This is a genomic window from Bradyrhizobium sp. NAS96.2 (assembly GCF_001908235.1).
In the GTDB taxonomy this organism is placed as follows: domain Bacteria; phylum Pseudomonadota; class Alphaproteobacteria; order Rhizobiales; family Xanthobacteraceae; genus Bradyrhizobium.
The window spans coordinates 1-23,661 of sequence record NZ_LGHK01000088.1 but is presented as its reverse complement, the minus strand read 5'-3'; the positions used below and the strand labels follow the sequence as shown (position 1 = coordinate 23,661).

General features: G+C 60.8%; 19 protein-coding genes. 8 read left to right on the top strand and 11 right to left on the bottom strand.

Annotation, left to right across the window (positions count from 1 at the left end):
- Positions 1 to 578: 578 nt before the first annotated feature.
- The 3 genes from AC628_RS43005 to AC628_RS20410 form a co-directional block, all read right to left on the bottom strand.
- On the bottom strand, positions 579 to 821 hold the full coding sequence (locus tag AC628_RS43005; RefSeq protein WP_143201702.1) for a hypothetical protein: 243 nt from the start codon (positions 819 to 821) through the stop codon (positions 579 to 581).
- 20 nt (positions 822 to 841) lie between these two features.
- On the bottom strand, positions 842 to 1,711 hold the full coding sequence (locus AC628_RS20415; RefSeq protein ID WP_074128591.1) for an SDR family oxidoreductase: 870 nt from the start codon (positions 1,709 to 1,711) through the stop codon (positions 842 to 844).
- Positions 1,712 to 2,001: 290 nt separating this feature from the next.
- Positions 2,002 to 4,851: an ATP-binding protein gene (locus AC628_RS20410; RefSeq protein WP_074128575.1), complete on the bottom strand. Its 2,850-nt coding sequence runs from the start codon at positions 4,849 to 4,851 to the stop codon at positions 2,002 to 2,004.
- 411 nt (positions 4,852 to 5,262) lie between these two features.
- Here AC628_RS20410 and AC628_RS20405 point away from each other — a divergent pair, with 411 nt between their 5' ends.
- Positions 5,263 to 6,153 (top strand): LysR family transcriptional regulator, encoded by an 891-nt coding sequence (locus AC628_RS20405; protein ID WP_074128574.1) that lies wholly within the window; start codon positions 5,263 to 5,265, stop codon positions 6,151 to 6,153.
- Positions 6,154 to 6,453: 300 nt separating this feature from the next.
- Here the strand turns inward: AC628_RS20405 and AC628_RS20400 are convergent, their stop codons facing one another.
- From AC628_RS20400 to AC628_RS20370, 7 genes are all read right to left on the bottom strand, one after another.
- Positions 6,454 to 7,665 (bottom strand): MFS transporter, encoded by a 1,212-nt coding sequence (locus AC628_RS20400; RefSeq protein WP_074128573.1) that lies wholly within the window; start codon positions 7,663 to 7,665, stop codon positions 6,454 to 6,456.
- Between the two features lie 16 nt (positions 7,666 to 7,681).
- Positions 7,682 to 8,206, bottom strand: coding sequence for a DUF1993 domain-containing protein (locus tag AC628_RS20395; protein ID WP_074128572.1), 525 nt, complete (start codon positions 8,204 to 8,206; stop codon positions 7,682 to 7,684).
- Entirely contained in the window at positions 8,199 to 8,870 is a 672-nt protein-coding gene (locus AC628_RS20390) for an antibiotic biosynthesis monooxygenase family protein (protein WP_074128571.1), read from the bottom strand. The genes AC628_RS20395 and AC628_RS20390 overlap by 8 nt, the downstream gene beginning before the upstream one ends.
- A gap of 30 nt (positions 8,871 to 8,900) precedes the next feature.
- Positions 8,901 to 12,083: an efflux RND transporter permease subunit gene (locus AC628_RS20385; protein ID WP_074128570.1), complete on the bottom strand. Its 3,183-nt coding sequence runs from the start codon at positions 12,081 to 12,083 to the stop codon at positions 8,901 to 8,903.
- A 358-nt stretch (positions 12,084 to 12,441) separates the two neighbouring features.
- On the bottom strand, positions 12,442 to 13,656 hold the full coding sequence (locus AC628_RS20380) for an efflux RND transporter periplasmic adaptor subunit (protein WP_074128569.1): 1,215 nt from the start codon (positions 13,654 to 13,656) through the stop codon (positions 12,442 to 12,444).
- Between the two features lie 196 nt (positions 13,657 to 13,852).
- Positions 13,853 to 14,413 carry a helix-turn-helix domain-containing protein gene (locus tag AC628_RS20375; protein ID WP_074128568.1) on the bottom strand — a complete coding sequence of 187 codons (561 nt, stop codon included), beginning with the start codon at positions 14,411 to 14,413 and terminating at the stop codon, positions 13,853 to 13,855.
- Between the two features lie 558 nt (positions 14,414 to 14,971).
- Positions 14,972 to 15,493, bottom strand: coding sequence for a TetR/AcrR family transcriptional regulator (locus tag AC628_RS20370; protein ID WP_074128567.1), 522 nt, complete (start codon positions 15,491 to 15,493; stop codon positions 14,972 to 14,974).
- A 515-nt stretch (positions 15,494 to 16,008) separates the two neighbouring features.
- On the opposite strand from AC628_RS20370, the gene AC628_RS20365 reads away from it, so the two are divergent.
- The 4 genes from AC628_RS20365 to AC628_RS20350 all read left to right on the top strand — a co-directional run bounded on the left by AC628_RS20365 (position 16,009) and on the right by AC628_RS20350 (position 18,701).
- On the top strand, positions 16,009 to 16,701 hold the full coding sequence (locus AC628_RS20365; RefSeq protein WP_074128566.1) for a cysteine hydrolase family protein: 693 nt from the start codon (positions 16,009 to 16,011) through the stop codon (positions 16,699 to 16,701).
- Between the two features lie 44 nt (positions 16,702 to 16,745).
- Positions 16,746 to 17,615, top strand: a complete 870-nt coding sequence (locus AC628_RS20360) for an SDR family oxidoreductase (protein WP_074128565.1) — start codon at positions 16,746 to 16,748, stop codon at positions 17,613 to 17,615.
- Between the two features lie 74 nt (positions 17,616 to 17,689).
- Positions 17,690 to 18,394 carry an SDR family NAD(P)-dependent oxidoreductase gene (locus AC628_RS20355; protein WP_245321239.1) on the top strand — a complete coding sequence of 235 codons (705 nt, stop codon included), beginning with the start codon at positions 17,690 to 17,692 and terminating at the stop codon, positions 18,392 to 18,394.
- Positions 18,369 to 18,701, top strand: a complete 333-nt coding sequence (locus AC628_RS20350) for a hypothetical protein (RefSeq protein ID WP_074128563.1) — start codon at positions 18,369 to 18,371, stop codon at positions 18,699 to 18,701. The genes AC628_RS20355 and AC628_RS20350 overlap by 26 nt, the downstream gene beginning before the upstream one ends.
- Positions 18,702 to 18,768: 67 nt before the next feature.
- On the opposite strand, the gene AC628_RS20345 is transcribed toward AC628_RS20350, so the two are convergent.
- A complete protein-coding gene (locus tag AC628_RS20345) occupies positions 18,769 to 19,293 on the bottom strand; it encodes a TetR/AcrR family transcriptional regulator (RefSeq protein WP_074128562.1) in 525 nt (174 codons plus the stop codon).
- Positions 19,294 to 19,531: 238 nt separating this feature from the next.
- Here AC628_RS20345 and AC628_RS20340 point away from each other — a divergent pair, with 238 nt between their 5' ends.
- The 3 genes from AC628_RS20340 to AC628_RS20330 form a co-directional block, all read left to right on the top strand.
- Positions 19,532 to 20,734, top strand: a complete 1,203-nt coding sequence (locus AC628_RS20340; RefSeq protein ID WP_074128561.1) for an MFS transporter — start codon at positions 19,532 to 19,534, stop codon at positions 20,732 to 20,734.
- Between the two features lie 25 nt (positions 20,735 to 20,759).
- Positions 20,760 to 21,506, top strand: a complete 747-nt coding sequence (locus AC628_RS20335) for an isocitrate lyase/PEP mutase family protein (RefSeq protein ID WP_074128560.1) — start codon at positions 20,760 to 20,762, stop codon at positions 21,504 to 21,506.
- Positions 21,507 to 22,546: 1,040 nt separating this feature from the next.
- A partial coding sequence (locus AC628_RS20330; protein WP_074128590.1) for an urea ABC transporter substrate-binding protein occupies positions 22,547 to 23,661 on the top strand: 1,115 nt, incomplete at its 3' end.

Sequence of the window (23,661 nt, the reverse complement as noted above, 5' to 3'; positions counted from 1 at the left end):
AAACGATTGAGTGGGAGTAGGGCGGCCGGCTGCCATCGCGTAGTTTAGCGTAGTTTGGTCGAGTCGTTCTCGCTTTCGCCGCACTTGAGAATTTGAAGTGGCGAGCTTGGTTTATCCCAGCAGAGGTCCGACATCCATTGCGACTTCACTGATGGAGTATTACAGCGCGCTCGATCGTACAGAAGGGTCGGTCGCCTGAAGCCTGGCTAAGAGCACCGACAAGTTTTGGCGCAAAACCGTCACGGCCAACTAAAGCGGGCTTGTGGCGCATGTGGCTGGTCTGATTCCGAGGGCAGGAGGCCGGGAAGCATTTGCGAGCAGTATTAGTTGTTCGAAATGGCACAATCGATTCGTGGGTTTGACTCTCACTCCCTCCGCCATTTGCACGATCTCGTGTGCCCTTCTGCGATTTAGAACGATTTCGCTCGCGATACGCGATTTGGCGCCTGCTGAGCGCGATCATGCAGGAGTTGATAGCCACCTGACTGTTGTCGAGGTCAGATTGACCCCGCGTCGGACCGTTCTGGTCCGAAGCGCCATCGTTTTTCGATCGAAAACTGGTTTGAGTTCGCCAGCATTCACTGCTGTCTCAGCGCGATGCGCATCGCCCAGGGCGACGTGCGCTCGGCGCGTCTTGCACCTCCGGTGTGCGGCTTCCGTCGTGTGCTCGAGTAGCGGCAATTGCCGCGCATCCGGATGACGTTGGAGTGGTCGGTCATACTGCATTGCAAAGAAATTTGCGCGATGGGCCGATTGGTGTCGACAAGGCCTTTTGCCGACCGCGACGTCAGGGCGAAGTCGGAAAATGCGATCCGCTTCACCGATTAACCCGCCAACCGATTTATCGAATATTCAGTTTCGCGAGATGACCGAGACCGAAGCTCGATACAATCTGGGACTGGAGGGGTTCAATGGCTGAATTGGCGGTATCTGCGCCGAAAGCTAAACCAACAACGACTCGGTGGGGTCGTCGGCCGGCAGGTGTATCGATCAATTTGTCGATGGCTTCCGCAACATCGTGCGGATTGGGCGCGTTGGCTCCGGTGAAAATATGTTCGAGAACCTTGGAGACGATGCCCGGAAAAGCCGCCACCTCGCCATAGTCGCCGGCGCGACCGCCATCGGCAGGTGGCCGCAAGTCCGCGTAAAGTTTCGTTGGAAACGGACCTGGCTGTATCAACAGGACGTCGATGCCGAACTGCGACAGCTCGTAGCGATAGGAATCGGTCAAAGCCTCTACCGCAAACTTGGATGCGCCGAACAGACCAACGAACGGAATCGTCAGTCGTCCAAGAACCGAGCCGATGTTGATGACAAGCCCGGATTTCGCCTTTCGCATCTGCGGCAACGCAGCCCGCATCGTACGTTGGATGCCGAATACATTGACATCGAACATTTCGCGTAGCTGTTCGGGCGTGAAACTCTCCGTAAGACCTCCCGCCGCGACACCGGCGTTATTGACAAGAACGTCCAGCCCAACTCCGGCGATATCGGCCAGCAACTTAAAGGCGGCGTCGACACTCGCGTCATCAGTGACGTCAAGCTCGATGGTCTCAATTCCCTTCGACTGGAAATCCTTGGCAACTTCACGATGCCGCTTATGTGGATCGCGCATCGTCGCGAACACGCGATGACCCGCCGCCGCCAGTGTTTTGGCGACGTCGTTTCCGAAGCCGCTAGATGTGCCGGTGATAAGAACCGTTTTAGGCATCGCCATCCTTCGCGGTCGAACCGTGTCACGCTTCATTGCTACCGAAATGAGTTAGGCAACCGCGCTCATCTTCCTGCTGTGCCTAGATGGTTTCTATCGAGGCCTCGCAATTTCACGACCCATCCTCCGCGCTCTCTTGCAAAGGCGATTGAAGGATGATGTCATTTTTGACTAATGCGTGCGTATCAAAGAGCGAAGAGCGCGGCGAGGGCAATCCCGCTACAGGATTGTGACGACCCGGCTTCCCCCGCCAAGTACGCAGAGCGGACATCCTTGCGATGCCTCGGCTCCTAGTGGTCGGAGGCAACTGCAGCAAGCACGGACGTTGCAGCTCTTAAGTCAGCGGTGTGCCAGCCTTGTGAAAATTCTGCCAGAACAGGCCGCAACGAAGACCGCGCCTCCGACCTACGATTTGTTCCAGCTTGCAACGCGGCTATGTCAGTCGCTATGCGAAGTTCCCAAGCTCGTGCACCTTGGTGCCGACTCAACGTGATCGCCTGGAGAAAATGGCTTTCTGCTTCGTCCGGACGATCCTTCGCCAATAGAAGCTTGCCTTTCAGACGCAGCAGTTCTGGCGTGTATAGGTGATGGCCTTTCTCTTCGACGAGAATGATGGCCTGATCTAGTTCTTTTTCTGCTTCCGAGTATCGGCCAAGCGCCAAGAGACCCTGGACAAGTGAAATATTGAATTCTGTCACGAGGGCCATCGACCGTATCGACTGGACCTTTTCAAGACAAGAACGGAGGCGTTCGACTCCGCTCTTATAGTCGCCGCGTTGGATCGCGAGCTCCGCCTGCCGCGCTTGGCCGATGGTGATCAACGAAATCAAAGCATGAGATTTTGCCGTATAGATCCCCGCGTCGATATACTTCGCGGCGCTCTCCTGGTCGCCCGTCCAAAGGAAAACTGAAACTGCGAAGGTCAGAGTGACAGCGATCACCGTGGGCTGATCGATCTTGAAGGCGCGCGCAATAGTTTCATGCGTTCTTGCAAGCGCGGCCTCCGGATGACCCTGCAGCCAGATCGCGCGACCGATACTGGATTCGCTGACGCTTTGGTATTCCCGGCAAAGATAGAGCGGAACGTTTCCGGCTCGCGACCAGTGTTCCACACCGGCTTCCAATTCGACTCGCGCTCTGTTTTGATCGCCGGCAAGGTGCAGCGCGGTGCCCATCATGGAATGAGCCAGTCCGACTGCGGCCGGATTATCTACCGTCGCCGCGGCGAGTCGAGCGCGCCTCGCGATCTCCAGCATCGACTTGAAATCGGCTCGACGGAAATAGAAGAAATTTAGAAGACCCAAACAAGCAATCAAGTCCGCCGGATCGCCAGACGCGTCCGCGATGCCGACGCCTCGCCGCAATGCCGTTTCAACAGCCTCGACTTCGCCAAGCAGGTCCACCGCCCCAATTCCATAGCCGACCCGCAACAGCATTTCCTCCCGGCTGCCCCGCTGCTGGTCGCCGAGCGCGCTGAGAGCGCGCTCCGACCAGAAACACGCTTCGGAAGTCAACGACATTGCCAAGAATGCGGCCGACGCGGCGGCGGCGAGCTCTACACCGGTTCCAACATCACCACGCTCACCGAAGCACCAATCCAGTGCCGAGCGAACATTGTTGATGATCGCGAAAAGCGGCCCACGCTCCGGGTTTGCGAGAACATGGTTCCATTCGGCGTCGGCCTGAGCGATCAAGCGCCGGTAGCAATTAGCGTGACGTATGGAGAGTTGCTCGTGTTCGTCAGGCTCGAGCAAAGTTTTCAATGCATAGGCGCGCGTCGTGTCCAGCAGACGATACTGCACCATTCCCCCGACGGACTGTACCGCGAGAATGGACTTGGACACCAGGCTGTCGATAGCGTTGAACACCGCGGCGCGTCCGAGGGAAGCATCCGACACGACTTCCAGCGCCGCGTCTAACGTGAAATGCCCGACGAAGACTGCGAGTCGGCGCAGCACCAACCGTTCCTGCTTCGTGAGAAGCGCGTGACTCCATTCCAGCGTGGCGTGCAACGTCCTCTGCCGCGGCGGCGCGGTCCGCGAGCCGGTCCATTCCAGACTCAAGTGGTGATCCAGAAGCTGCGCGGTCTGCGATAGGCCACAGGAGTCCACCCGACGGGCCGCCAATTCGATGGCAAGGGCCACGCCATCCAGCCTGCGACAAATGCCGGCAACGATGGGAGCGTCCGCATCGCTAACTTCCAGCCGCGCGCCGCTTGCCATGGCGCGATCCAAAAACAAACGTGTGGCGGGAAAGTTCTCGAGTGATGCTGCCGTGATCCCAACACCGTCCGACGGAAATGGCAGCCCCTCCAGGCGGTGGATATATTCGCCCGCGACCCGTAGCGGCTCGCGGCTTGTGGCAAGGATACGAACGTTGGGCGCCGCCGCAATGATGTCCTCTGCTAGGGACGCCGCAGTGTCGATGAGGTGTTCGCAGGTATCCAATATCAACATCACTCGCTTGTCGCAGAGATAAGCGAGCAGACTCGGTCGGGCGATCTCTGCTGCGGCGGGCAGACCCAACATGGACGCCAGACCAGTCGTTACCACGTCGGGGTCGTGCATCATGCCAAGGTCGACGAATAATACGGCCCCCTGAAACGCCTCGCTGAGACGGTGCGCCGTCGCCAGCGCGACAGTCGTTTTGCCGATTCCGCCAGAGCCGCTGATGGTGACCAATTGCGACCGGGCCAATTGAGTAAGGATCTTCTCTACGTCTATCTCTCGACCGACCATCCGACTCGGCCGGCTCGGAAGATTGGAGCGCCGAAATTTGGTTGTTGGTGCCACGTCGAGGCTTTTGGCCCGCGAGACCGAAGCGACAAAACAATAACCTCGACCGGGAAGCGTCGTGATGTAGCGCGCCCCTTGCTCGCCGTCGCCGAGCGCCTTGCGCAGATTCATCATGTGAACACGCAAATTCGCTTCTTCCACGAAGACATCGGGCCAGACTTGCGCCAGCAACTGCTTTTTGCTTACAACCTCGTTTGGCGACGATGTAAGGGCGATCAAAAGATCGAGGCTCCGCGAGCTCAACTCGACGGGCGAGCCTTCCTTGGTCAGCAATCTTTCGCTGACCTGAAGATCAAATGGACCAAACGAAAGCCAGTCCTTGCCGGATTCGATCTCTACCACCATCACCGATGTCCCTTGACTGTCTTTCGACCGTCGAGCGGGCCCTCATCGGGCACCTTGCAGGCTTCTGCTGCTTTCCGCTGGATTTCTCAATCAACGATCCGGCAAGACCCCTTGCGCATTTACCGAGACGCCTCCTCCGCCTCCCGGTAAGCGCACGAGATCTGAAAATGTAACGGGTAATATAATACCGTAAAACGTTGCATCGAATAATTGCGCATTCGGCGCGAGTCGAGCCAGGACCGCCTCATCGTTGAAGTCGTCGAGGCTCACCACATTCTCGCAAGACCTCCTGCAGAAATCCTGCGCTCGTGCTATTCACTGGTGCTGCGCGTCTTTTGCGAGCCATGTGTTTGGTTTCGCTAAATTTTTGCCGGCCTCGGGCTCTCCGATCTCCGGCCACGTGGAGTGGCGATGTTCAATTGGTCCGATATCCGATTTTTTTTGGAGCTGGCCCGCGCGCAGCAATTGTCCAAAACGGCCACGCGCATGCGGGTCGACGTGTCCACCGTATCCCGGCGCATAAGCGAGCTTGAGCGGGCGTTAAAATGCAGGCTGTTCGAGCGGTCCGTCGACGGATTTTCGCTTGCCGAAGGAGGCTACAAGCTGCTTTCGTTGGCGGAGAGGATGGAAGCTGCGGCGACCGATATCTCTGCCGAAGTGGGCGGCCTTCATGATCCCCACACGGGTGTCGTCCGCATAGCGACTTGGGAAGCTCTCGCGGCTCTAGTCATCGCGCCCGAATGGGTGAATTTCAGAACCGACAAGGTCGATATCGCCCTAGAGCTGCTGGTCGTCACTCAAGCCACGAATTTGGGGCGCCGCGAAGCCGACATTTCGCTTTCCATGTTCGAACTCGATGCGCCCAAACTGCTTTGCAATAAGGTCGGCCGTTTCGCCGTCAACCTTTACGCCTCACCGCAGTATCTGAGGAATAGCGGACATCCGAAGTCAGCGTCAGATCTGGCGAGTCACGTCTTCATCGACTATCTGGATGCGTTCGTCCCGCTCGTTCAACTACGGTGGCTCCGCGAGCTTGCTCCGGAGGCCAAGATTGTCCTTCAAAGCACGAGCCTCATCGCCCAACAGCAGGCGGCAATCGCTGGCGTCGGGATCGTGGCGTTGCCTGCATACGCGACCGGTCCGAAGGGCGCACTCGTCCGGCTACTTCCCGAAACCACTGTTTGGCGAGACCTGTGGATGACCGTTCACGCGGACAACGCGTACCTTTCCCACATCAGAGCGGCAATGCAATTTCTGAAGGATCGCCTGCACATCATATTAGAAGAGACGAATGCAGGCTGAGCGTATCGATCTTGCGCGATTGGCGGCGGCCATTTAGCGCGCGACAACATTTCAAAACGAATTTTCGGCCAAGGGCCGCGTCATCGTCCTGCTACGCAAGGGAGCGATTGTATGGCTTCCGCACGACTAGATGCCCATCACCAGAAAGTTGGTACCTTGCCGCAGACTTTTGCGGCCGGTCGGTGCCGGGATCTCCCGAAGAATGCGATGAGGTATCCTTGCGGAATCGCCATCGACGATCAAGCATAAGACAGAAGGAAAGCAAATGATCGAAAACTAGGTTAGGCGACTATTCGACGATCACGTTGCTCTCTCAGCGCCGAAGTACAACGATACGCAACCCAATGCTGTAACACCCGCTGAAACGAGCAGGACTGGGGGATAGCTCCCCAACTGCTCGTGGAGATATCCGATGAAGGCTGGGCCGCAAGCCGAGAAGAACTGGATGCAGGTAGCGGCAGTTCCGTATACTTCTGCGAAGGCCTTGGCGCCGAATTCGCGCCGGACAACGATCGGGCTGAGCGTCGTGACGTGCCCGATTGCGAAGCCGTAGATCAAGCTCCCGACGATCAGCGTCGGGATCGAAGGAAAGAGCCCAATCGCGAGGAGCGCGGCCAACTGTGCGACCATCGCTTGGCAAGCTAATCGCCGGACTGGCGCACCGTCGACGATCTTCGCCAGGTACAGGCGGCCGAACAGCGTGACAGCGCCCGTCGCGCTGACCAGCACGCCGGCACCGAACTTGCCGAGAAACTGCTCGGCCAACGCGACGTGGTGCGCGATGAAGCCTATCTGTGCCAGTAGTGTCAGTGCGAACGCCGCAGTTGCGCTCCAGAGTAGGCGGCGCCGGTTCTCGGGCGTCGCGATGTGCTCGGCGAGGTCCAGCGCGCCGCCGGCACCCACGAGCCCACCGTCCCTCGTCATGCCCAGATCTTCGGGACCGCGGTACCGAAGGACCGCCCCGATGAGGGGAAGAAGGACGAGGCCGGCGACGACGCTTGCCGCGAGCAGGCCCCCGCGAAGGCCGAGCCGATCGACGATATAGAGCAGGGTCGGCACGCCGAGGATCGCGCCGAAGCTCGCGCCCATGATCGCGAGAGTTATGGAGCGGCCTTGATGACGCTCGAACCAAGGTGCGACGCTGGCCGAAATGCCGGTCGTTGAGAGGGTCGCCCAGCCGATACCGAGCAGCGCGAAACACGGATAGAGTTGCCAGGGCCGGCCGACCAGGCCGATCGACGCTACGCCGATGCACATGCAGATGGTGCCGACGAGGAGTGCGGGCCTGGGCCCGTGCCGAGCGATGCTGCGCCCCAGTGCGCTCTGCCCGGCGGCGCTGATCAGAAGGAACGTCGTGATGGCGGAGGAGACTTCGGAGATCGACCAGCCGTGCTCCGCCGTCACCGCCTGGAGATAGACGCTCGAGCCGAAGAGCCCGAGCCCCCAGGAGAAGCAGGCGATGACGAAGCATGCCGCGACCACGCGCCAGCCGTAGAAGATTTTCGATTTCATGACGGACTCGATCGGCCTAGGCGTCGACGAAGTTCATGGGGCCCAGGAAATCCATCTTGCCGACATCGACGCCGTTGTGCCGGAGGATCGCGTAGGCCATCGCGAGGTGAAAGTAGATGTTCGGGATCGCCACCTGCAGCAGGTAGTCCGCCCCTCCGATGACCTTTCCCGGCGCCCACGGAAGCGCGATCTTCTGCGCGGCCGCACGGTCGTATCGCGCCGGCGACACGCTGGCGACGTAGGCAACCGTCTTTGAGATCCGCTCCCTTATCTCGCCGACCGTCGTCTCGGTATCGGCATGCTTGGGTGGCGCTTCGCCGGCGAGCCAGCCAGCCGCATGTTTGACGTAGTCACACGCGCTTTGAACTTGGTAGACGAACGGTTGCATGTCTGGAGAAAGGCGTCCGGACATGAGGACGCCAACATCGAACTTCCTGTCGCGCGCATATCGCTCGGCCTTCCGGAGACAGGCCTCCAAGTTCTCCAAGCTCCTGACGCATTGCGCGATCGCGCTATGGAAACCGAGTTCGGGGTCAGCCATGGGACGCCTCCGGATAATATTGGGGCGCCTCCCGGCGATCGAACATGCCGTAGTCACGCACGACGCGGACGTGCCGCAACCGACCGCCCGGCGGGAGATTGGCCGATCCCGCGAAAGCGGCTGCGTCTCCCTTCGACTTCCATACCATCATCAGAATGGCGTCGCCCGGCGTAAGAACGGCATCGAAGACTTCCCACGTCACCAGGCCGCCGGCGCGGGGATCCAGACCGAGATGGCGAGCGACCTCGGGGGCTTCGGATGGTTCGATGGATCCGTTTGGCCATTTGGCGTCGACGAACGTGACCGTCGTTCCTTCGCCGATCTCGGTTTCGTCGAGACGCTGCTCGGCGATCGTTTGACCGGCCGGCACCTGCGAGTCGTGCGTGATCTGTCCGACGCGCAGATGATAGTCGAGCATGATCTCGGAACGGCCCCGCTCTTGAGCTACATGGTGGCGCTGCGTGGTCCGCCACCGCACGACGGATTTCTCGTCCCGCCATCCGGAGAGCGACAGGAGCCAGCCGGGCCGCGTGACGCTCTTGTAGCGGACGTTTTCGACGAAACCGTCGACCTGCTCCAATTCCGGCCGCAGCATTTTGGCGATGCCGAGGTAGCCGTCCCAATTGTCCGATTTTGGATGAACTTCGAATATCACCGAGAACATCGTCGTCTCCTTTGGCTGCAGGACATCTCGTCAGATAGGCTCGCCGGAATCGTGCGAGGTAGCTTCGGGTTTTACCTCCGGCTTTCCTCCGGAGCCGAAGTTGCGGATGAAGGAATAGAACGCCGGAGTGAACATCAGGCCGAAGATGGTGACGCCGATCATCCCGGCGAACACGGCAGTTCCGATGGACTGCCGCATCTCGGATCCGGCTCCAGTGGCGATCGCGAGCGGAAAGACGCCGAGAATGAACGCGGCAGACGTCATCAGGATCGGACGAAGACGGATGCGCGCGGCTTCAGTCGCGGCCTGTTCCGCCGTATCGCCGTCATGATCCTGCCGCTGCCTGGCGAACTCCACGATCAGGATGGCGTTCTTCGCCGCGAGCCCAACCAGAACGACGAAACCGATCTGGGCGAGAATATCGATCGGCATGCCGCGGAAGGCGAGGCCGGTCGCGGAAGCCAACAGACACATCGGCACGATCAGCACGATCGCCAACGGCATCTTCCAGCTCTCATATTGAGCCGCCAGCACCAGGAAGACGAAGAGGGCCGATGCGCCGAAGATCGCGATGGTGGGAATGCCCTGCTTTTCCTGCTGGTGCGATAACTCCGTCCATTCCATGGCGAAGCCGGCCGGCAGCACCTCCTTGGCAAGCGCCTCCATCCGGGCCGCAGCGGTGCCTGACGCGACGCCGGCTGCGGCGGTGCCGAGGACATCGGCGGCCGGATAAAGGTTGTAGCGCGGCTGACGGTAGGGCGCGGTTTGGTCCTGGAAGTTAGCGACCGAACCGATCGGCACCATCTCGTTGCTCGCGTTGCGGACTTTGAGGCGGCCGATATCCTCCGGCGTCTTGCGGAAAGCCTCATCCGCCTGGGCGAGAACTTGGTAGGTGCGGTTGAGATAGTTGAAGTCGTTCACATACTGGGAGCCGAGGTAAAGCTGAAGCGTGGAAAACACGTCGGTCGGCGTGAGGGCGACCTTCTCGGCCTTCTCGCGGTCGATGTCGGCGAACAGCGAGGGCGCACCGGCGTTGTAGAGGGTGAACACGCCGGCGAAGGCCGGATCCTTGTTGGCGGCCGCGACCAGCGTGTTGGTCGCCGCGGCGAGTTCCTGCGGACTGTGATCGCCGCGGTCCTCAACCATCAGCTTGAAGCCGCCGGCGGAGCCGAGACCCTGGACGGGCGGCGGGTTTACGACGATGACGACCGCGTCCTTGATGCCGGCCAGAGCCGCGCGGACTTTCGGCAGCATCGTTGCGGCGTTGACGCCTGGGATGTGGTGCCCATAGAGCGACGGCAGGCCGTAGAAGATGGTGCCGACGTTCGGCGCTATCGTGCCGGTCGTGACGTCCAGGCCGGCGACGGGCGAGGTATGGGTCGGGCCCGGCACTTCCTTCAGAACGATGTCGTTGACTTCGCGAACGACGGCATCGGTCCGCTGCAGGCTCGATCCCGGGGGCAGGAAGACGATGACGGCCTGGTAGCCGATGTCCTGGCTCGGAATGAAGCCGGTGGGCATCCGCGACATCTGGAAACCGGTCAATCCGATCAGGCCGAGATAGACGACGCCGACGACGGCGCTCGCCCGGATGATGCGCCCCGTGACGCGGCCGTAACTCGATGACGCCCATTCGAAGCCCGCGTTGAAGCGTCCGAACGCGGCCTGCACGATCCGGCTGATGCCGCGCGGCTTGGCATGCGCGGCATGCGGCTTCAGCAGCACCGCGCACAATGCCGGGCTCAACGTCAGCGAAACGATGACCGAAATGATGGTCGAGGCCGCGATGGTCGCCGCGAACTGGGTGAAGAACAGGCCGGAGATGCCGCTGATGAAGGCCGACGGAATGAACACAGCGCACAGCGTCAACGCGATGGCGATCAGCGCGGTCGACACCTCGTCCATCGTCTTGTGGGCCGCCTCGCGCGGCGACATGCCCGATGCCATGTTGCGCTCGACGTTCTCGACGACGACGATGGCGTCGTCCACGACGATGCCGACCGCCAGGATCAGGCCGAACATGGAGAGATTGTTGATCGAGATGCCGAAGATGGCGAGGACTGTGAAGCAGCCGATCAGGGAGACGGGAATGGCGATCACGGGGATGATGGTCGCTCGCCATGTCTGCAGGAACAGGAAGACGACGCCGACAACGAGAGCGATCGCGATGAAGATGGTCTTGACGACTTCGGCGATCGACTGGCTCACGAACGTCGTCGGGTCGTAGATCCTGATGTAATCGAGACCTGGCGGGAAGCTCTTCTTGAGCTCCGCCATCTTCGACCAGATCGCATTCTCGACCTGCACGACGTTCGCGCCAGGTGTGGCCTTGGGAAACCAGGGCGTTGAGGGATACCTGTCCGCGTAGGCGACGGAGCCGTAGTCCGCCGAGCCGAGCTCGACGCGGCCGATATCGTGGATGCGGGTGACGCGTCCCTGACTGTCCGATTTGACGATGATGTTGCCGAACTGCTCCGGCGTCGTCAGCCGGCCGAGCGCCTGGACGTTGATCTGGTACGCCGCATCGGTCGTCGTGATAGGCGGCGCGTTGAGAACGCCGGCTGATACCTGAGCGTTCTGCGCGCGCAGCGCGGCCAGGATCTCGTTTGCGCTGATGTTGTCGGCGGCGGCCTTGTCCGGATCGATCCAGATCCGCATCGCGTAGTCGCGTTGACCGAAGATCTGGAAATCGGACACGCCTGGCAGGCGCGCGATCTCGTCCCGGATCTTGAGCATGTAGTTCGACATGTATTCGGGGCTGCGCGAGCCATCCGGCGAATAGACGTGCACGCCGAGCAGGAGCGCGTCGATCGTTTTCTTCACCTGCACGCCCTGAGCCTGAACTTCCTGCGGCAAGCGCGACAACGTATCCTGCACGCGGTTTTGTGTGAGGACGAGGTCGATGTTCGGATCGGAACCGATCTTGAAGACCACGGAGATCGCGAGCGCACCGTTACCGGTGGACTGGCTCGTGATGTAGTCCATGTTCTCGACGCCGTTGATCGCCTGTTCGAGCGGCGTGGCTACGGTGCGAGCGACCACGTCGGCCGATGCGCCGGGATAGACCGTCGTGATCTGGATGGTCGGCGGGACGATGTCGGGGTATTGCGCGACCGGCAGCAGGAATGCGGCGGCGGCACCGAATATCGTGAGAAAGATGCTGATGACTGCGGCGAACCGCGGATGCTCGATGAAAAAGTGAGAGAGTTTCATGGCGATTCAGCCTTGTCAGCTAATTGAGGTTACGTAGACCGACGGACGCGCGGCACGAACGACGGGGCGTTCCGCGCAGACCAGCGATCCCGACCTATGTCGGGATCGCTACCACTGCCCGGGAGCGATGAGAGCGCTCGCCGGACCACCCGTCGGGGGGCCAGGCCGGACCACTTCGTCCTTGGATCCGATCGTTTTGGACGATCGTCCCCCTTCGAGAAGAGGCCACTCTCCGCAACACGGTCCTGAGGGTGACGGCATCGACTCGATCCGCCTGCATCAGGCTTTGCGTCAGATTGTCGCCAAGCAGTTCATCCATCGTCGGTTCGTCGAAGCAGATGTTCATCGCTGACCCCGCTCAGTCCGAAGCAAGCTGCTTTGACGTGTTTTCGGCGATCACCTTCGCGCCAGGCTTGGCTTTCGGGATCCCTGCGACGACGACGCGGTCGGACGACGTCAAGCCGGAGGTGATGACGCGCAGACCATCGCGCAGATCGCCGAGCTCGACCTTCTTCGGCGTGACGACGCCGTCTGCGCCGACGGTCAGGACCACGTGTTCGGACTGGTCCGGCAACACCGACGCGTCCGGAACGAGCAGAGTGGGCGCGGGCTTCGAGATCGCGATACGAACCCTGGCGAATGCACCCGGGGTCAGTAGGCCATCGGTATTCTTGATGGTCGCGCGGCCATGGATCGTGCCGCTCGAGCGGTCGAGCGTGTTGTCGATGAAGTCAAGCGTGCCATTGCGATCGAAGCCGCCGCCGTTGATGGAAACCTGGACCTTGTCGGCCAAAGGTCCGTGCTGCTGCAGATGCGCCTGCTGGAAGGTCGCGTAGTCCGACTCGCTCAGATCGAAGTTCAGGTAGATGTTGTCGACCGAGACCAGCGTGGCGAGCAGGGTGGTCGGGCTGGTCGCGGCACGGCTGCCGGCGACGAGGTTGCCGATTGAAACAAGGTGCGTACCGATGCGGCCGGTGAACGGCGCCGTCACGCGGGTATGATCGAGATCGAACTGGGCGTCGCGAACCGCGGCTTGCGCATCGTCGAGGGCGGCCTGCGCTGCCCGCTTCTGTGCCAAGCGCTGGTCGGCGTTCTCGACCGTTCCGTAGCCGCTTTGCTTCAAGGTGTCGGCGCGGCCCAGTTGCTGGATGGCGAGCTCGAGTTGCGCGCGAGCCGTCTCGACCTGTGCCTTCGCTTCGTCCAGCTTGATCTGATAGGGGGTAGGGTCGATCTCGAACAGCACGTCGCCCTCATGGACGATGTCGCCGTCCTTGAAACTGATCTTCGTCAGCGTGCCGCCAACCTGAGGGCGAAGCTCGACCTGCTGCACCGCCGAGAACTGGCCCAGCAGTTGCAGCCGCTTCTCGACGTTACGCTCGGCGGGCGTGCTGACGGTCACTGTCGGAGCGGCTGGCGCCGTCGCCTTGGCCGAAGGAGCGATATAACCGGGTCCGAAGACGACGCCGACGCCGAACAGGCCCAGTGCTGCAGCGGTGGTGAGCCAAACCTTGATGCTGGCCTTGCGGGACGAACGGCTCTCGACGACTTGCGTCTCAACTGCGACCTGGGACATGACGACCTCCTAGTTGTCTATCTATCAGTAGATGCACAAAACATATCCGTGAGACCTACCCGTTGTCAACGTCTATCTATCGATAGACAGGAGAAATCTCAATCGCTCTCAAGCCTATGATTCGATTTGGCTTCTCCACCGAGAGGTCCTCTCATCGGCTTCGGCGCGTTCCGAATGCTCGGCGTTGCATGCCCGATCACCCGATCCTGATCGCTGGATCGCCACCGGCCCGATGTGCGTGTCTGCCGGCCTCCGCCATGCTCCGGCATCGCCACGCCCGCGGCGGCACACCGACGAATCGGTTGAATATCCGTGTGAGGTGCGACTGGTCGGCCAATCCGCATTCCAGGGCGATTTGGGCGATGGGCCGGTCTGTCGTGGTCAGAAGATGCTTCGCCAGTCCGATTCTCGACACCAGGACGAACTCGGAGAAGGGCATTCCTTCACTCGTCTTGAAGGCTCGCGAGAAATAACTCGGGCTCAGGTTGACTATTCGGGCCACGGTCCCGATCCGCAGGCGCGTGTGCAGGTTCTCGCGGATGTATTTGCTGGCGCGCAGCAGTTGCCAGTCGGCCAGGCGACCGTTCTTGCCGCAGGTTTGCTTTTGGTGGCCGACGAGCTCCCGTGCGTCCTCGATCCGGCGCCGAGCTCCTGGCAAGTCCCGGTCCAGAAGTCTCAAGGCCTCTTCGAGCAGAACGGCTGCAGCGGCTTGCCTCGTCCGTTCGCTGGGTTGGATAGCGGGAAGCGGTTCAGACATGCTCCAACCTCTCGAATAGCTGTTGCAGCCCCAAAATGCAGCTTCGTCGGCGCAGGGCGAGTTTTGGTGCGTAAACGCTCGTAAATTCTTGTTATCGCGCTGCCGTGAAGGGGCTTTTGCTGCCGATCCCGCGGGAGGTCTTCGCCACCGCGTGCCGAGAAATGCCGCGCACGCGCCCCAGCCGGGCTCCAGGGCTGACGCTGGTGATCATATTTCTAGACAGAAGATTTCGCCCACTCGGCTATTCAATAGTTCGCGGATCTCTTCGGGATAATTATTGCAGTATCAACCGCTCCGCGATGGAATTAACTCGACCATTCGCCTGATCATGCGAGCCGCGTCGGCGGGCCACGCCTCGATGCTGATGAATTCATCGGCATCCGCCCGCAACGCGACGTGCTTGGTAAAGATTTTCGAGTCCTCGAGGCACTTGAACGCTCGACCTCTCTCGTTGAGCCCGATGCAGTACGGACCTGGGGGATCGTCTGCATCTGAATGGCGAAAGACTTCAACTCACGGAGAAGCCGCAGCGCGGCCACGAGCGCGTTGTGTCGAAGTTCAGACCGCGCGCTGGGACCGCCATAATTTAACGGTTGCGCGATCGTACGTAGCGATGTCGTCCAAGGCCGCCGATACGACCATCCCGCCGGTGATGTTCGCCAGCAGTTCAGCTGCCTCGTCGGGCAAGAGACCGCCACCGACGAGCTTGTCCAGGCACATCTTGAAGAAGCGCTTTACCTCTGCGGCGACTTCCTCCGGCAGACCCAATGACCCGGCTCCCAGGACGGTCACCGGGCACATTCGATTGGCCGAGCGGACCGTCCCCCTGAAAGCGTTCGTCAATACGTCATAGGGATCGAGCCCGCCTGCGAGTTCTCTATCGACTCGCTCGGCGAGGCGGTCGGCATATCTATGCACGACCGCGGCGGCGAGCTTCTCTTTTGTCGCGAAATGATAGTGCACGCTCGAACTCTTTATGCCCACGTCGTCGGCGATTTCCCGGAAGCTGAAACCGTTGAAGCCGCCGCCGCGCATCCGGAGCTCGGCCGCATCCATGATCGAGTCAGCGATAGTGCTCATGGCACTTCTCCAATCTATCTCTCGGTAGGTAGATAGCTTATCCGGAACATGGGCGCAAGCGGTTTGTCTATCGGCAGGTAGGGACTCGGAGAAGTGCCGCCGTCTCCGCCGCCCAAGGCAATGGCTTGCACGCGATCGTGGGACGGCGCGACCGTTCAAATCGGGCGTCGCGAGACAAGACCCCCAGTAGCATCCCGGGTTTCAATCGGCTCCGAAGCTCGAGTGAGAGAAGACCATGACGAAGCGAACGATCGGAATAGCCGCGATATTGCTCTTCGGCGATGACGGCCGACACCGATCCCGGTTCGGCGCGGTTGCCGGAAGACAATCAGTCGAGAGAGGGGATGCTCGGCCCTGGTGACGACCAGCATTGATTTCCGGCTGGAGCGTCGACGCCCGGTCCTTCTTTCGGCCTCCTCAAACTTATTCTCTCTATCGGTAGATAGTCATTGACCGCGCAAGTTCGTTGTCTATCTTGCGGTAGATAGTCAAACGCCACCCCGTGGAGTATCGAGATGTTCACGTTCACCCATCGCAATCCGGAAATGAAGTTAGGCGAGAAGAAGCGCGTCGCTCTTGTCCTTGCAGACATGCAGAACGAATTCCTCGAAGAGAAGACAGGGACCTACTACGCGCTGATCGAGGATGCGCTGAAGAAGCGTGATGTCATCGGCAACCTGGAAAAGCTTCTCAAGACCGCGCAGGAGCTCGGTTACTTCATTATCCATTCGCCGCATTGGTACTACCCCACGGATCGGCAGTGGACGGTGCCGCCCGGAGCGATCGGTCACTATCTCGGAGGCATCGGCTTTTGCGGTCGCAAGGACCCCGTCGATCTCGAAGGCTTCCAGGGCTCGCGGGCCGACTACTACGAGCCGTTCAAGAAGTACCTGATGGACGGGCACACCTGCAACACGTCGCCCCACAAAGTCTTTGGGTGCGAGTCGAACGACGTGATCAAGCAACTCCGCATGCGCCGGGTCGAACAGGTCATCATGGCGGGACCTGTCGCGAACATCTGCCTCGAATCCCACATGCGCGACGTCATCGAGGGCGGCTTCGAGGTCGCGATGGTTCGCGACGCGGTGGCCGCGGGCGTGAACGAGGAAGGCGACGGCTATGCGGCGGCGATGGTGAACTACCGGTTTATGGCGAATGCGGTCTGGACGACCGAGGAAACCGTGCAGCGGATGAAGGCCGCTGCCTAACGCCGAATCCTGCCAAATCAAGAAGTCACAAAGGAAGAAAGATCATGCCTGATATCATCCTCATTACCGGAACGTCGAACGGTTTCGGCAAAGACGTAGCCCAGACGCTCGCTGCCCGCGGTCATCGCGTATTCGCGACGATGCGCGATATGGACGGGCGAAATCGCGATGCCGCGAAGGAACTGCAGGCGAGGGGCATCGAAACGCTTGAGCTTGACGTCACAAACAACGCGAGCGTCGAGGCGGCGGTTAAGACGCTGTTCGACAAGACTGGCGGCAAGCTGGACGTGCTCGTCAACAATGCCGGCATCGCTTCGGGAGGCCTCGCGGAGACCTTCTCTCCGGAGCAGGTGCGCGAGATGTTCGAAGTGAACGTGTTCGGCGTCCAGCGCATGATCCGGGCCGTCGTGCCGCAGATGCAGGCGAACAAGTCCGGCCTGATCATCAACGTCGGCTCGATCCTGGGCAGGCTGACGCTGCCGTTCTACGGTCTCTACGGCGCCTCCAAGCACGCGGTGGAAGCTCTCACCGAGGGGTATCGATATGAACTTTCGCAACTCGGCATCGACGTCGTGCTGGTGCAGCCCGGTCCGTTCCCGACAAACTTGTGGGCGGCGGTCCAGAAGCCCTCAGATCCCGGTCGGGCGGCCAAGTACGGCGATGTCGCCGCTCTTCCCGGCAAGTTCGTCGAATTCCTCGGCGGCGTGTTCGCCGGCCCCGACGCTCCGAACCCCCACGACACGGCAGAGACGATCGCCCAACTGGTCGGGACGCCCCGCGGCAAGCGTCCCGAACGCGTGGTCGTCGGCTTGGCGTTTGGCGCCGATGCGGCCAACTCCGCGATCCATCCGATCCAGGAGCAGGTGATTGCCGGCGTCGGTCTAGATCATCTCAAGAAGCTGAAGGTCGCTTGACGGCTTTCGAGGCGGATCCGAGCGAGCCTTGCTCAAGGCGGGGCTCGCTCCAACAAGGCGAGTGACATATGTCAATGGAACGCAAAGTCGTCGTGGTGACCGGCGCATCGCAGGGACTCGGCGAGGCCTTCGTCAAGGCCTATCGGGAACGAGGTTGGCGCGCGGTCGGAAATTCGAGGTCGATTGCGCCTTCGAGCGACCCCGACTACGTCACGGTCGCAGGCGACGTCGGCGAACCGGAGATCGCCAGGAAAGTGGTGTGGACCGCGCTCGAACGCTTCGGCCGCGTCGACACGCTGATCAACAACGCCGGCATCTGGCGTCCTGGTCCGATCGAGGCCATCTCCGAGGACCTCTATCGCCGCGTGATGTCGACCAATCTTGACAGCATGTTCTTCGCGACGCAGGCCGCGGTGCCCGCGATGAAGAAGCAAGGCGGAGGTCACATCGTCCAGATCTCGACGAGTCTCGTCGAGCACGCGCTCCAGACCGTGCCGGCCGTCCTCGCCTCGCTGACGAAAGGTGCCGGCGTCGCCGCCACCCGAGGCCTCGCGATCGAGCTCGCGTCCAGCAACATCCGCGTCAACACCATCTCGCTCGGTATCGTCATAACGCCGCTCCATGATGGATCGAACCCTGAGGGTCTGAAGTCTTTCTCACCGCTCAACCGCAATGGCAAAATCGAGGACGTCGTGCGGGCGATCAATTATCTCGAGGATGCGGACTACGTTACTGGCGAGGTCCACTACGTCGATGGCGGTCGAACTGCGGGCCATTGATGCTCAGCCGACCCAGCGCGGCTGGCGAGAGAGGCCGGAAGCTGGCCAGAGACAGTTCGATCATCGAATTGCACAGTGGGAAGTTCGCAGTCTCGCCACCCAACAAGGAGATATCGTCATGACCACCACATTCGTTCGCAAGGCGCTGCTCGGCGAGTTCGGTCTCGACCAGTACGTCGAGGCGCTCACGCTTGCTTCGAAGTTCGAGGCAATCTTTCGTCCGAATCTCCGAGCATATCACAGTTATCCGCGACCTGAGCGAGCCGCTCGCGGTTGCAAACTAAAGACCTGCTCCCGCTTTGCTTGACCGGTTTCGCATGCACTTTCGACACCAGAATCGCACGGTTGAAAACAGATCGTCGGAGCAATCGCGATCAGGCCGCGCTCTTCTCGTCGAGCTGGAATGCCGTGGTGGCCCGATCATACTCGGTGCTGTCGCGCAGCGCGTTCGCGACGACGAGCGCGCCGATGATGGTGGACAAGAATTCGGCGGCGTCGTCAGCGGACATGCCCTGAGCAACCATCTTGTCCTGGCACATCTTGAAGAACCGCTTCACCTCGGCAGCGACCGGCTTCGGCAGATCTTGCGAAGAGGCGCCGAGGACCGTGCACGGACACATATGGGCTTTCGAGAATGCCGTTCCGCGCAGCGCCTTGGCCCAGACGCGCTTCGGATTCGGGTCCTTCGCGAATTCCCTGTCGATATTCCCCGATGTTCGGTCGCTCCAGCGGCGGACGACCTCAGCCGTGAGGTCTTCCTTCGCGGGAAAGTGGTAATGGACGCTCGAGCTCTTGATGCCGACGTCCTCGGCGATCTCCCGGAAGCTGAAGCCACCGAAGCCGCCCGCCTGAATCCGCTTTTCGGCCGCGTCCAAGATCGCAGTCTTCATGTCGCTCATGTGGCTCCCTCCGGATCTACCTTTCGATAGATAGTTCAGCTGTTGCCGTTTTGCAAGGTTTGGCCGAACGGAACCCACAGTGCGCGGCAGCAAGATAAGGGGACGTAAACTAGCTCTCTATCGATAGATAGAGATTGACAGGCGGCAGTGCGCGATCTACAAACCGTCTATCTATCATCAGATAGATAACGATGAGATTCTCGAGCTGGATCCCGCCGCAACCCGCAGGAGCTTCGCCATGGACCGCCGCCTTCTAATTCTAGCGTTGGGCATGTTCGCCCTAGGGACCGATAGTTTCGTCGTTGCGGGCGTGCTGCCCGAGATCTCGCAGTCCTTCCACGTGAGCGTCGGCGCGGCCGGACAGCTCACTACCGTGTACGCCATCGCTTACGCGCTGTTGTCGCCGACCGCAGCAGCCGTCTTCGCGCATGTCGAGCGTAAGAAGCTAATGCTCTCGGGCCTTGGAATCTTCATCCTGGCCAATCTCGCGACGGCTTGGGCGCCCAACTTCGCTTTCGCCCTGGTCGCGCGCGCCCTTGCGGGGCTCGGCGCGGCCATCTACGCGCCGACCGCCACCGGTTCCGGCGCCAGCCTGATGCCGCCGGAAAAGCGCGGCTTTGCGCTCTCCATCGTGATCGCCGGCCTCACCTTCTCGACCGCACTCGGTTCGCCGATCGGCACGCTCATCGGCGGACTGGCCGACTGGCGCTGGACCATGGTGTTCGTCTCGGCCATCAGCGTCGTCGCGGCGCTTGGGATCGCTGTTTCGCTAAAGGATATTCCGACGCCTCCCTCGATCTCGCTGAAGCAGCGCCTGGCGCCGTTCGCGGATCACCGCATCGGGCTGACGCTTCTGACCACCTTCCTGGTGCAGGCCGGAAACTTCGCGCTTTACACGTACTTCGCGGTGATCTTCGGGCGCGCGACGCACGGCGATACCCTGATCCTCGGCCTGCTGCTGGTGCTGTGGGGCACTTCGGGCACCGTCATGAACCTCGTCGGCGGCCGATTGGTCGATACGATCGGCACGCGCAAGGTCCTCGCCGTCGTGCTACTCGCCCTGATCGGCGTCACGGCGACGCTGTCCTGGACAAGCGCTGCGCTCGCCACTGCGATCGTCGCGATCGTCATCCATGGCGCGACGAGCTGGGGCCAGCTAGCGGCGCAGCAGCACCGGCTCGTCACGATCATGCCGAAGGCCGGTCCGATCGTGCTCGGACTCAATACTTCGGCGACCTACGTCGGCGTCGCCTCCGCGGGCGTCATCGGTGGCGTCAGCCTGACCGTGTTGGGTGCGCAAAGCATCGGATGGATCAGCATGGTTCTCTACGTCGGCGCGCTGATCGTCGCCGAGGTCGCCCATCGGGTGATCGCGGCAGAATCTTTTTCGAACGGAAAGGCCGATCGCGCGGATGCGGCGGCCCTTGCGACGACCCGGTAACCGTTTGTCAGAAAGGAGCCCTAAAATGAGTCAGATCGAAAAAGCGAAAGTCTTCGCCGAGCTTCACGTTAAGGGACGGCCGATCATTCTGTACAACGCCTGGGATGCGGGCAGCGCCAAGGCCATCGTGGACGCAGGCGCTAAGGCGATAGCGACCAGCAGTTGGGCGGTCGCGGCCGCCCAGGGCTTCAAGGACGGAGAGGACCTTCCCATCGCCGTGGCGGAGCAGATCGTCGCGCGGATTGCGGCGACCGTCGACAAGCCGGTCACGATGGACTTCGAAGGCGGGTACAGCGACGACAATGGAACGCTGGCCTCGAACGTTGCGAGAATCCTCGATCTCGGCATCGTCGGGATCAATTTCGAAGATCGCGTGGTGAAGGGAAAGGGGCTCTATAGTGTAGATCGGCAGGCGAGCCGCATCGGCGCCATTCGCGACGCGGCCGATCGCAAGGGCATTCCTCTCTTCATCAATGCTCGAACCGACGTCTTTCTTGGAAACGGCGACGACGTGGACGAGACTATTCAAAGAGGGAAGGCATACGCCTCGGCCGGCGCGTCCGGCTTCTTCATCCCCGGTTTGGCCGCTCCGGACCAGATCCGACGGATCGCCGCGGACGTGCCGGTTCCGATCAACGTCATGGTCATGGAAGGAGTGCCCTCCAACGACGAACTCGCGCGATTGGGAGTCGCCCGCATAAGCTACGGAGCGATTCCGTATCTGGAATCCATAGGCGCGCTTCGGGAAAGGGCAGGCAAGATATATTCGTGAACCGTCACACGCGTAGGAAGCCGGCAGTACCGCTCGTCATCAAAGCGGTACTGCCGAGCCAAACTGATGTTCAGCGTAGCGTATACCGTGGGTTTCGGTCTAAAAGGCCGAAAGTGCGTTACCTTTCAATGGGGATTGACTGACACTCTCTCCGCCGCACTGCTTCTCCGCTGCATCCAGCCGTTCGAAACGACAAAGGCAAGCGTCCCTCTCACCTTCTCTTAGCGTCTTGACCGGCGGCTGCAGGTTGGCAGTGCTCGAAAGGTGCAGCCGTCCGAGCAAGCCCGGCCTTCGGCTCGACACATGCTCCGAAGAGTGCAGAGCTGAGTTGTTAGGAGCGACCGCTGTTGGCGCAAACCTGATATGAAGGGACTGTCCGACTGACCGATGACGGTATCTGCTGCAAGTCGGGGAAACCCAAGAGGCGGCCGTTCGGAGTTTGAGTTCGTCTAGTGCCTCGATTGATTCCGATACTTGCCGAAGGTACCAACTCTCAGAGCCACCCAAATTTTCCTGTGAATTCAAGACCGAAAACAGTGGGCGGGTATACCGTCGGGATTAGACCGTCAGCTCTAGGGATTTGTGCTTGGAAATCAACGCGGAAACATCTTCCTAAATGATTGAGTGGGAGTAGGCGAACGGCTGCAATCGCGTAGCGTGGCGTGGATTCTTGTGAAACTTTTCTCGCCAGGTTTCATTCCGTGGGTGGCCCGCGAGCTGTGTACGTCCGTCTAACTCGATCGAGCTCCGCGATTCCATCGCGCATTCACGAGCAGAGTATTGTAGCGCGTTGCAGCGTACAGAAGGGCCGGAGAGCTTTATTGCCAGAGGCAACGATTGAACTGGCACAGAGCTCGACGAGGTGGCCCTTTCCACGTTGACAATCGGGTGGGCGAGGTTTAAACGGTACCTCGTGCGAGGAGCGCACGAAAAATCCAACGACGTAGCTGGGCATCTGGTCTTGGCGCGTCGTTTTTGCGTTTTTAGGAACAATCAATAATCCCAAGCTGGTGCTCGGCTCAAAATTCGGAGCGGACACCATGAGACGCGCTTATTTTGGTATCTACCTTTCTGCAGCAGTCGCGCTGCTGGCCGGCACGCAGGCCCAGGCCCAGACGAAGATCGGCGCTATTTTTGACCTGACCGGCGGTCTGAACATCTATGGCATTCAGCAGAACAATGCCCTGAAGCTGGCGGTCGAGACCATCAACGCCAAGGGAGGCGTGCTCGGCAAGCCGATCGAGGTCGTCGGCTACGACGCGCAATCCGAGCTGAGCAAATATACCCAGTATGCGAACACGGTGGTCCTGCGGGATCGTGTGAGCGCACTGTTCGCCGGGCTCACCAGCTCGTCGCGCGAGGCGATCCGGCCGATCATCCGCAAGGCCAACATCCCTTACTTCTATGGATCGCTCTACGAAGGCGGTGCCTGCGACAAGCAGACCTTCGTCACGGGACCGTCCGCCTCGCAGCAATTGTCGGTGCTCATCGACTGGGCTGTGAAGAAGTACGGCAAGCGGATCTACATCATGGCGCCCGATTACAACTTCGGGACGATCTCGGCGCACTGGGTCAGGGAATATGCAAGGAAGGCCGGTGCGGAGGTCGTGGGCGAGGACTTCCTGGCGCTCACGGTCACGGACTACGCGCCGACCATCCAGAAGATCCAGTCGGTCAAGCCTGACTTCGTCGTTGCGCTGCCGGTCGGTGCCAACCAGACCGGCTTCCTCGAGCAGTTTGCGGCCGCCGGCCTCAAGGACAGGATCGGCGTCGTCTCGACCAATTACGGCTCGGGCAACCAGCAGGTCGTGGTGTCGCCTGCTGCCGGCAAGGGCCTCATCGCGGACCAGGGCTACTTCCAGGTCGTCGACAATCCGGCGAATGCCGAATTTCTGAAGCTGTGGACCGCGAAATACGGCAGCGACACGCCGGTCATCTCGGAAGCTGTCGATATCTGGAACGCCGTGCATCTTTGGGCGGCAGCGGTCAACAAGGCCGGCGCGGCCCATACGGCTCCGGTCATCGCGGCGCTCGAGAGTGGCCTGAGCTTCGAGGCGCCGAACGGCACCGTGAAGCTCGAGCCGAAGTCGCACCATCTGCGCCAGAACATCTACATCGTCGAGGGCGATGACAGGCATGGCTTCAAGGTCGTCGA

Bases quoted from the DNA above. Each gene is read 5' to 3' on its own strand.
- AC628_RS20415 (WP_074128591.1), bottom strand. From the start codon at position 1,711: ATGCCTAAAACGGTTCTTATCACCGGCACATCTAGCGGCTTCGGAAAC.
- AC628_RS20410 (WP_074128575.1), bottom strand. From the start codon at position 4,851: ATGGTGGTAGAGATCGAATCCGGCAAGGACTGGCTTTCGTTTGGTCCA.
- AC628_RS20405 (WP_074128574.1), top strand. From the start codon at position 5,263: ATGTTCAATTGGTCCGATATCCGATTTTTTTTGGAGCTGGCCCGCGCG.
- AC628_RS20400 (WP_074128573.1), bottom strand. From the start codon at position 7,665: ATGAAATCGAAAATCTTCTACGGCTGGCGCGTGGTCGCGGCATGCTTC.
- AC628_RS20395 (WP_074128572.1), bottom strand. From the start codon at position 8,206: ATGGCTGACCCCGAACTCGGTTTCCATAGCGCGATCGCGCAATGCGTC.
- AC628_RS20390 (WP_074128571.1), bottom strand. From the start codon at position 8,870: ATGTTCTCGGTGATATTCGAAGTTCATCCAAAATCGGACAATTGGGAC.
- AC628_RS20385 (WP_074128570.1), bottom strand. From the start codon at position 12,083: ATGAAACTCTCTCACTTTTTCATCGAGCATCCGCGGTTCGCCGCAGTC.
- AC628_RS20380 (WP_074128569.1), bottom strand. From the start codon at position 13,656: ATGTCCCAGGTCGCAGTTGAGACGCAAGTCGTCGAGAGCCGTTCGTCC.
- AC628_RS20375 (WP_074128568.1), bottom strand. From the start codon at position 14,413: ATGTCTGAACCGCTTCCCGCTATCCAACCCAGCGAACGGACGAGGCAA.
- AC628_RS20370 (WP_074128567.1), bottom strand. From the start codon at position 15,493: ATGAGCACTATCGCTGACTCGATCATGGATGCGGCCGAGCTCCGGATG.
- AC628_RS20365 (WP_074128566.1), top strand. From the start codon at position 16,009: ATGTTCACGTTCACCCATCGCAATCCGGAAATGAAGTTAGGCGAGAAG.
- AC628_RS20360 (WP_074128565.1), top strand. From the start codon at position 16,746: ATGCCTGATATCATCCTCATTACCGGAACGTCGAACGGTTTCGGCAAA.
- AC628_RS20355 (WP_245321239.1), top strand. From the start codon at position 17,690: ATGGAACGCAAAGTCGTCGTGGTGACCGGCGCATCGCAGGGACTCGGC.
- AC628_RS20350 (WP_074128563.1), top strand. From the start codon at position 18,369: ATGGCGGTCGAACTGCGGGCCATTGATGCTCAGCCGACCCAGCGCGGC.
- AC628_RS20345 (WP_074128562.1), bottom strand. From the start codon at position 19,293: ATGAGCGACATGAAGACTGCGATCTTGGACGCGGCCGAAAAGCGGATT.
- AC628_RS20340 (WP_074128561.1), top strand. From the start codon at position 19,532: ATGGACCGCCGCCTTCTAATTCTAGCGTTGGGCATGTTCGCCCTAGGG.
- AC628_RS20335 (WP_074128560.1), top strand. From the start codon at position 20,760: ATGAGTCAGATCGAAAAAGCGAAAGTCTTCGCCGAGCTTCACGTTAAG.